We start from the raw sequence: 7832 nt of genomic DNA, 5'->3' as shown, positions 1-7832 counted from the left end.
ACCGAGATCAGCGGTGCGATAGAGCAGCTGCCACGCATCGACTCGCTGGCGCACACGACCGAACATCGCGACCTCAACCGGCCGCACCTTGAGAATCGTCCCCGGTGGAGCCGCTTCGTACCCATCGGGCGCGGCGTAGAAGGGGTCGTCCTCCGGCCTGGTCGCGTCGCTCCGGCTCGGTGCTCGTTCCACCGGCCAGGGCTGTTCGTCTTCTATCGATCTGTCGACGCTCATGTCCCACCGCTTCTTGTCCGAGTCTCGCCGTCACACTAACTTGCCCTCAACGACCCCATTTCATGCAGCCTGCTGCCAATTGGTGATCAGGACATCGGTCGCGTAGCTGAGGTCGAGGCCCTCCCCACCCCAGTTCGGGATTATGGCGTCGGGCGCGATGCCTTTGTGTCGCCGCCGGAGTTCGTCCGCGTCGCCGGACATCGTCGGTGCGTGAATCATCTCGATTCCCGAAGGATGGTGAAACGAGAAGCGTTGATCGTCGAGGGCTTCGATGAAGAAGTACCCGTCGTGCAGCGCTCGATGGTGTTCGCCGCACAGCAGGACCAGGTTGTCGAGCGTGGTCTTGCCTCCCCGTGAGCGGTAGGTGACGTGATGGGCATGCAGAAATCGAGTGCGCCCACATCCGGGCACCGTGCAGCATCGATCTCGAATGATTAACTGCCGCAACACCTGAGCCAACGTTTCGTCGTCCAGACCCGGGCCGTCGTCGAAATGGGCATGATCGTGACTCGCTTCGTCGATGCCGCCGAGGTGGACCAACACTTCCGCCGCCGGTGAGACAACCGGTGAATCCATTCCGGCACAGACCATCTCGGCCATGGCAATCATCGCCGGCACCGGGTTGGACGGTGCCGGAGCCGCCCGGTCACCCTCGGATTCGCCCTCGGTTCGGGTGCGCTCGTACTCCGCCCTGGTCAATGCAGCCAGAAACCGCTTGCCATCCTCGGGCCGAAAACGCGCCGTCAGCACGAGCGAGCCGTCGTCCTCGTCCCAGCGCCACCGCCCCACGGACGGATCGGCATCGACTCCGTTTCCCCTGGTCGGACGCATCGCTTTCTTCAGGCCACGGCACAGACGCTCGATGTGGGCGGCGGGTGCATCGAGCGCCTTCTGCAGCAGCGACGCCTCGTTGTCGACCGTGGCCACCCTCGTCATCGCCCGAACCTTGGAGTACGAGACCGTGCCGCTCAGGTACGCCGAGGTGATCAGCGGCAACTCCCGCATCGCCTTGGCCACCCGCACCTGCTCACGAGCCGTGTGCAGGTCGACTCCCGCACGCCACGACAACCAAGGCGCACAGGATCGCACTTCCCATCCCGCCCATCCGCGTCGAGCATCGAACTCACCCACCAGAATCAGATACTGCGCTGACGCGGCAGCGATCTGACCGGCCAGAGCGCAGAGCTCGGTCTCGATTTCTCTCGTCTCGATCCGGCCCGCCTCGGATCCTGCTTCTTACATGTCGCTCATGAACGCCCCCATTCATCGAATGCATGTTCGACGAAGCGTACGACGCGGTACCGACAAGAACTTCTCGACGAGGTCCGACGCGTCCCCGCGGGGACGTTCAGAGCTTGCTTTCTCGCTGTCCGGCCCGATACTGACACCGGATGCTGGTTCCGAGCGGAGGGCGGTAGGCGCACGTGAGCGACGACCCGCCGGTACCCGAGCAGGCCACGAGGCATCCGGCATCGACTGGGCAGCGAATGCACTACATGGCCGACGTCCGCAATCCTCTCGCGCGCTTTCGCAGTCCGCTGCGCAGCACGTGGCTGACGTCGCTGTTCGGTGCGGTACTGCTCGTCGCGCTGCCGATCATCACGGTGACGGGGCTGCTTTCGTACAGCGCCTACGGACCGCAGTTCGGCCAGGCCAGACCCGGAGCCGTCGGGTGGCTGCGGTTGCCGTACTTCGACTGGCCCACCAACCCTGCCTGGCTGTACCAACTCACCCAGGGCCTGCACGTCGGGCTCGGGCTGATCATCGTGCCGCTCGTCATCGCCAAACTGTGGTCGGTGATGCCCAAGCTGGTCGAACTACCACCGGTCCGATCGCCGGCACATGCGCTCGAACGACTGTCGCTGTTGGCACTGGTCGGTGGCCTGCTGTTCGAGATCGTCACCGGCGTTCTCAACATCCAGTACGACTACGTGTTCGGTTTCGACTTCTACGCCGCTCACTACTTCGGTGCCTGGGTGTTCATCTCCGGATTTCTCGTGCACCTCGGCCTCAAGGTTCCGCTGATGTGGCGCACCCTGAGGTCCGAGTCTCTGATGGACGTGTTGCGGGCTCGCAACGACGCTCCGGACCAGCAGAGCGACGACAGCCCCCCGTCGACCATGAGTCGACGCGGAGCCATCGGATTGGTCGCTGCCGGAATGGGTTTCGTCGCGATGTTGACCGTCGGCCAGACGCTCGGAGGAGTGCTGCGCAAGGCTGCGATTCTGCTGCCTCGCGGACGCTCGTACGGTGACGGCCCCAACGACTTCCAGATCAACCGAACCGCCGAAGCTGCGGGGATCACCGAGGCGCAGACCGGGCCCGACTGGCAACTGACGATCAGCAGCGCAGCCGACGACGCCGTCCCGGTGGTGCTGTCTCGGGGCAGGCTACTGTCGATGCCGCAGCGCACTGCCGAACTTCCGATCGCGTGCGTCGAAGGATGGTCGACCACGCAGACGTGGACCGGTGTCCCGTTGGCCGAACTCGCCGCGCTGGCAGGCGTACCCGCACCGCGATCGGCCGAGGTCACTTCGCTCGAGCAGAACGGCGCATTCACGCGTGCGGTACTACAGGGAAATCAAGCGAGCCATCCGGATTCGTTGCTCGCGTTGCAAGTCAACGGCGTGGATCTCTCGCTCGATCACGGATTTCCTGCGCGCGTGATCGTGCCTGCGCTGCCGGGCGTCCACAACACCAAATGGGTTGCCACCATCGTGTTCCGTTCGTGACTTCCGGCTGTGCGCTTTTCAAACCTCCGTGAATGGTAAAGAATCTTTCTTCGGTGGCCCGTGGGGCTGCCGACGAGGGTGTGTTCTCTCGCCTCGATGAGTTCCGAAGGTCATGCCACGATGCTTGCTTTCTCCAGAGGCCTCCTCGCCGCAGGTGCAGCGCTCACGCTGCTGTTCGCCGCAGGATGCTCGTCGTCCGAATCGGGCAATGCCGTTGCCGCAGACACCACCACCTCGTCCTCCACGTCCGCCGCGGCCGGCACCACCGATGACGTATCCGGCCAGGAAGGCATCGACGCCGGCGGCTCCACCGACATCGATGTCGAGATCGGTCAATGCGTCCAACTCGGCGGAACGATGACGGCCGCCACCATCGAGAACGCCGAATGCGGCAGCATGGAATCGAACTACAAGGTCATCGCCAAGGCCGAGCAGAACGAGCAGTGCCCCACCGACGTGAATCAGACCTACTACGAGACACTCGACGGTGTGGAGCAGGGGGCACTGTGCCTCGACGTCGACTGGGTCGTCGACGGCTGCATGAGCGTGCCCACCGTCGGTATGGATGAGCCCTCACGAGTCGACTGCAACGACCCCACCGCGACCGACGTCGAACAGGTCAACGAGATCAAGACCGGTACCGCCGATCCCAACGAATGCCCCGAGGGTGGATTCGCCTACGATTCAAGGCAATTCGTCGTCTGCACCACGACGATCTCCTAGTCGCGCTGCGCCGTCACCATCTGCGTGACGTAGCGGTAATCCACGTAGCTGTGGCGGGCGATGGCCGCGTGTACTGCGCCCAGGACCTCGCCGCGGCGCACGTCGTCCAGGGCGAGATGGCTCGAGTACGTGGCGGCCATGGCGCAGAATTCGTCTGCGGAGTAGCGCTGAACCCATTCGTATGTCGAGGTCGTCCACGGACCGAAGCCGGCAGCGCAGGGCACGTTCGACTCCGGTTGCGCACCGAGAGAACGCACCAACAGGTGGGCCACTGCCGGCTCGGTTGCGTCGTAGGCCGCCCTGACCGCTTCCCATGCCGGGCCCTCGAGGTCGCCCGGCATGTTCCACCACAACCGAAGGGCACCGCCGGGGACCAACGCGCGGGCCGCCACCGCAGCTCCTTGCCCGTGGTTCACCCAATGCCAGGATTGGGCGGCCACCACTACATCGAACGCCGCTGCCGGGACTGCACAATCCTCGAACCGTGACACCTGCACTTCGACGTCGCGGTTCTCGGTGCGCCGCCGAACCAGCTCTGCCATAGCCGGATCCGGTTCCACCGCAACAACGGACGCGCCGAGTTCAGCCAAGGCAACGGTGGCTTTACCGGTACCTGCTCCCGCCTCGAGCACTCGCAGCCCGTCCCCGGTCACGATGTCCGCGTACAACTCGGCGGGGTAGCCGGGACGGGCCCGGTCGTAATTCTCGGCAACCTTGCCGAAGCTCAGTGCACGCGATGACTGCTGTCCGTCGGTCACCGTATCGACGGTACCGAGCGCTGACTTGCCAGGAACCGTACGTTTCGTAAAGAGTGAGACAGGTCACTGAGCAACCCCCGGCGCACGAGGAGAATCGATGACCGAGACCACTGCACCTCCGAAATGGAAGGTGGTCGGCCCCGGACTCGTGGTGGCCGCAACCGGCATCGGGGCTGCCGACCTCGTCGCGACTCTGGTGGCCGGCTCGCGCTACGGCTACGCATTGCTCTGGGTCATCATCGTCGGCGTCGTCATGAAAGTCGTTCTGGTGGAGGGTGCCGGCCGCTACACGTTGGCGTCGGGCAACACGATCTTTCAGGGCTGGCGTTCGCTGGGTAAGTGGACGACGGTCTATTTCGCGCCGTACATCGTGATCTGGGGATTCGTCTACGGTGCTGCGGCGATGTCGTCGAGCGCGTTGCCGATCGTCGCGCTGTTCCCGGCCCTGGATCTGAAGGTTGTCGCCATCGCGTCCGGGCTCCTCGGGTTCGCGTTGATCTGGCTCGGTAGCTACGGGTTCTTCGAGAAGATCATCACCGTCTTCGTGGGCATCATGTTCGTGACCGTGATCGGCGCTGCGGTAGTGGCGGTTCCGAACGTTCCCGCCATCGTCAAAGGCATCGTCCCCACCATTCCCGACGGCTCCATCGTGTACGTCCTCGGTCTCGCAGGTGGCGTCGGCGGCACCATCACGCTCGCCGCATACGGCTACTGGCTGCGCGAGAAGGGCTGGATCACACCGAAATTCATGCGCGTCATGCGCATCGACAATTCGATGGCCTACGTCATCTCCGGCATCTTCGTCCTCGCCATGCTCATCGTCGGTGCCGAACTGCTGTACTCGTCGCAGATCGCGATCTCCACCGGCGATCAGGGCCTGATTCAACTCTCCGACGTGCTCGCCGAGCGCTACGGCACGGTGTTCGGGTACGTGTTCCTCATCGGATTCTGGTCGGCGTCGTTCTCGTCGCTGATCGGGGTGTGGAACGGTGTGAGCCTGATGTTCGCGGACTTCGTCGGCAATCTGAAGGGGCTCGAACAGGGCCACCCCGAAACACGCGTGGGCGGTAAGTACTTCCGCTGGTACGTCGCATGGTTGACGTTCCCGCCGATGGCGCTGCTGTGGCTGGACCAACCGATCGGGCTCGTGCTCGCGTACGGCGTCCTCGGGGCGGTGTTCATGCCGTTCCTGGCGGTGACACTGTTGATTCTGCTCAACAGCGATCGGGTGCCACAGCAATGGCGCAACGGCTGGTTCACCAACCTCACGCTGGGTATCTGCGCATTCCTGTTCGCGTGGCTCGCCGTCGACCAGGTCTTGGACGCACTCGACAAGTACGTGTACTAGTCGGCCGCCTCCAGGCGGGCGCGTAGCGTCGACTCCGTGTGCTTGATCGCCTGACCCACAACGGGTTCGACCACAGCGCCGAGCACCTTGCCTGCAATTCCGCCGGGAAGGCTGTAGCGGAACACCACATCCAGACGGGTACCGCCGTCTGCCGTGTCGGAGAACGACCACGTGGACGAGTTGGACAGGCCCTCGACCGATTCGAGCGTGAGCCTCTCGTTGTGGACCCATTCGGTCACGTGCACAACGGAGGTGAGAGCCTTCGGACCGATCTGCATCGTCGCGTCGTACGTGGCTCCGAGACCGGACAGGATGTCGCTCCTCGGCTCGAACCGGGTGATGCCGAACATCCACTGCGGGACGTTTCTGAAGTCGTCCATGTAGGCGAATGCCGCATCACGACTGGTCGATGCCACGGCCGAACGATTGATTTCACGCACTCGTGCACCTTAGTACATGCTACGGCGTGTTACGCATACTTTGGCGGTCCGTTTCAGCGGCGCACGTACCCCGCCTGCATATCCACCACGTTGACCAATTCCGAACCGCGGACGTACCGCTGCAGGTTGTCCTCGAACAGCGCCCACAGACGCTCCGCGAAATCGTCGGAGTCGCCCGCCAGATGCGCGGTCAGGATGACGTTGTCCATGTCCCACAGCGGGCTCGTGTCCGGCAACGGTTCGACCTCGAACACGTCCAACACGGCCCACCCGATCTCTCCGGATCCCAGGACATCGCACAGGGCCCGCTCGTCGACGACGGGACCGCGGGCGATGTTGACCAGGCCTGCATCGGAACGCATGGCCCCCAGCACCGCCGCGTCGACGAGTCCGCGCGAGGCATCGGTCAGCGGTGTCGCCAGCACGATCACGTCGTATTCGCCTGCATACGAGGGCAATTCTCGAAAGTTTCGGATCCGCGAGAACTCCGAATCGCCCGGTCGCTCGGACGTTGCCGCGGCCTCGACGCGCATACCGAGCGCGCCGAGTACGCGGCCGATCTCGCGTCCGATCGAACCGGGACCGACGACGAGGGCGGCGCGACCGTGAATTCCGCCGGCAACTCTGTGTTCCCACACCCGCTCGCGCTGCCGAGCAAGCGCCCGGGGCAACTTCTTGACCGACGCCAGAATGCCGGCTGCGACGTACTCGGCGATGGCCCGGTCGAGGATGCCACCGGAATTGGTCAGCGTCCACGGACTCTCGCGCAGAACCGGGTCCAGCAGTCTGTCGACTCCGGCACTCGACGCGTGGATCCAGCGAAGATTCTCGGCATCGGGCCACACGCCCCGCAGATCGGCAGTCTCGAAGGTCCGAAACAGCAGCACCTCGGCCCACGACACCGCGTCGGCGAGTTCGTCCATCAGGCAGCTTCGGAACTCGACTCCATCGATCCCGGGGAAGGACATCCGGTCCGAACCGCTCTCGACCACAAGCACGTTCACCACAGAACTCGCCACCTCCGTACCATGGCACCGTGCTCACCGTGGAACCCGCAACTGCCGCCGACGCGGCAACGATACTCGGCCTCAGGCACGCAGCCGAGGACTGGCTCTCGGATCGAAGGATCGATCAGTGGACGCCACGCGAGGTGCCCCTCGGCACTGTCGCAGCGCAGATCGAGGCAGGAGAGTTCTACATCGCCCGAAGCGATCCCGGCGGCCCGATAGTCGGAGCACTGCGCTTGATCGGATCCGACCCGATCATCTGGTCCGAGCACGACGAACTGGCCTGCTACGTACACGGATTGGTGATCGACAGAAGCGAGGCCGGTACCGGCCTCGGCGCGTCGCTGCTCGAGTGGGCGTCGGAGCAGACTCGCCGGGAAGGACGCTCGCTGCTGCGTCTGGACTGCGCCGAGACCAACGGCGCGTTGCGCAGCTACTACCTCGATCAGGGTTTCCGCTACGTCGGCCGCCGCGAGTTCGCCGAGGGCAGTGCATGGTTCAGCGTTGCCCTGTTCGAGAAGTCGACCGATCGGTAGTGTCTCGCCCATGGGCGAGAACCGAGATCGTATGTTGCGTGGAGAGCTGTACCG

Annotated in this window: 8 protein-coding genes and 1 pseudogene; 4 read left to right on the top strand and 5 right to left on the bottom strand. The window is 64.2% G+C overall.

All coding sequences use genetic code 11. The features are described from left to right. A pseudogene (locus A2J02_RS09035) lies at nucleotides 1-234 on the bottom strand (lipase family protein); the annotation flags it as partial. Between the two features lie 60 nt (nucleotides 235-294). After that, complete coding sequence (locus A2J02_RS09030) at nucleotides 295-1365, bottom strand: HNH endonuclease (RefSeq protein ID WP_156516159.1); 1071 nt, start codon at nucleotides 1363-1365, stop codon at nucleotides 295-297. A gap of 356 nt (nucleotides 1366-1721) precedes the next feature. On the opposite strand from A2J02_RS09030, the gene A2J02_RS09025 reads away from it, so the two are divergent. Both A2J02_RS09025 and lppU read left to right on the top strand, forming a co-directional pair. Further along, on the top strand, nucleotides 1722-2966 hold the full coding sequence (locus tag A2J02_RS09025) for a molybdopterin-dependent oxidoreductase (protein WP_094638320.1): 1245 nt from the start codon (nucleotides 1722-1724) through the stop codon (nucleotides 2964-2966). A gap of 96 nt (nucleotides 2967-3062) precedes the next feature. After that, entirely contained in the window at nucleotides 3063-3689 is a 627-nt protein-coding gene (gene lppU, locus A2J02_RS09020; RefSeq protein ID WP_156516158.1) for an LppU family putative lipoprotein, read from the top strand. On the opposite strand, the gene A2J02_RS09015 is transcribed toward lppU, so the two are convergent. Further along, nucleotides 3686-4447 (bottom strand): class I SAM-dependent methyltransferase, encoded by a 762-nt coding sequence (locus A2J02_RS09015; RefSeq protein ID WP_068049428.1) that lies wholly within the window; start codon nucleotides 4445-4447, stop codon nucleotides 3686-3688. The two genes, lppU and A2J02_RS09015, sit on opposite strands and share 4 nt — an antisense overlap. Before the next feature lie 97 nt (nucleotides 4448-4544). On the opposite strand from A2J02_RS09015, the gene A2J02_RS09010 reads away from it, so the two are divergent. Continuing rightward, on the top strand, nucleotides 4545-5795 hold the full coding sequence (locus A2J02_RS09010) for an Nramp family divalent metal transporter (RefSeq protein WP_068049426.1): 1251 nt from the start codon (nucleotides 4545-4547) through the stop codon (nucleotides 5793-5795). On the opposite strand, the gene A2J02_RS09005 is transcribed toward A2J02_RS09010, so the two are convergent. Continuing rightward, nucleotides 5792-6235: an SRPBCC family protein gene (locus tag A2J02_RS09005; protein WP_082898666.1), complete on the bottom strand. Its 444-nt coding sequence runs from the start codon at nucleotides 6233-6235 to the stop codon at nucleotides 5792-5794. The genes A2J02_RS09010 and A2J02_RS09005 overlap by 4 nt on opposite strands. 53 nt (nucleotides 6236-6288) lie before the next feature. After that, nucleotides 6289-7239 (bottom strand): D-2-hydroxyacid dehydrogenase, encoded by a 951-nt coding sequence (locus A2J02_RS09000; protein WP_143545904.1) that lies wholly within the window; start codon nucleotides 7237-7239, stop codon nucleotides 6289-6291. A gap of 32 nt (nucleotides 7240-7271) precedes the next feature. Between A2J02_RS09000 and A2J02_RS08995 the strand changes: the two genes are divergently transcribed. Further along, nucleotides 7272-7778: a GNAT family N-acetyltransferase gene (locus A2J02_RS08995; RefSeq protein ID WP_068049424.1), complete on the top strand. Its 507-nt coding sequence runs from the start codon at nucleotides 7272-7274 to the stop codon at nucleotides 7776-7778. The last annotated feature ends 54 nt before the right edge of the window (nucleotides 7779-7832 follow it).

The organism is Rhodococcus sp. EPR-147 (genome assembly GCF_001647185.1).
Lineage (GTDB): Bacteria > Actinomycetota > Actinomycetes > Mycobacteriales > Mycobacteriaceae > Rhodococcoides.
This window is presented reverse-complemented; position numbering and strand designations above follow the sequence as displayed.

Coding starts and splice junctions, on each gene's coding strand:
- A2J02_RS09010 (WP_068049426.1), top strand. CDS start 4,545: ATGACCGAGACCACTGCACCTCCGAAATGGAAGGTGGTCGGCCCCGGA.
- A2J02_RS09025 (WP_094638320.1), top strand. CDS start 1,722: ATGCACTACATGGCCGACGTCCGCAATCCTCTCGCGCGCTTTCGCAGT.
- lppU (WP_156516158.1), top strand. CDS start 3,063: ATGAGTTCCGAAGGTCATGCCACGATGCTTGCTTTCTCCAGAGGCCTC.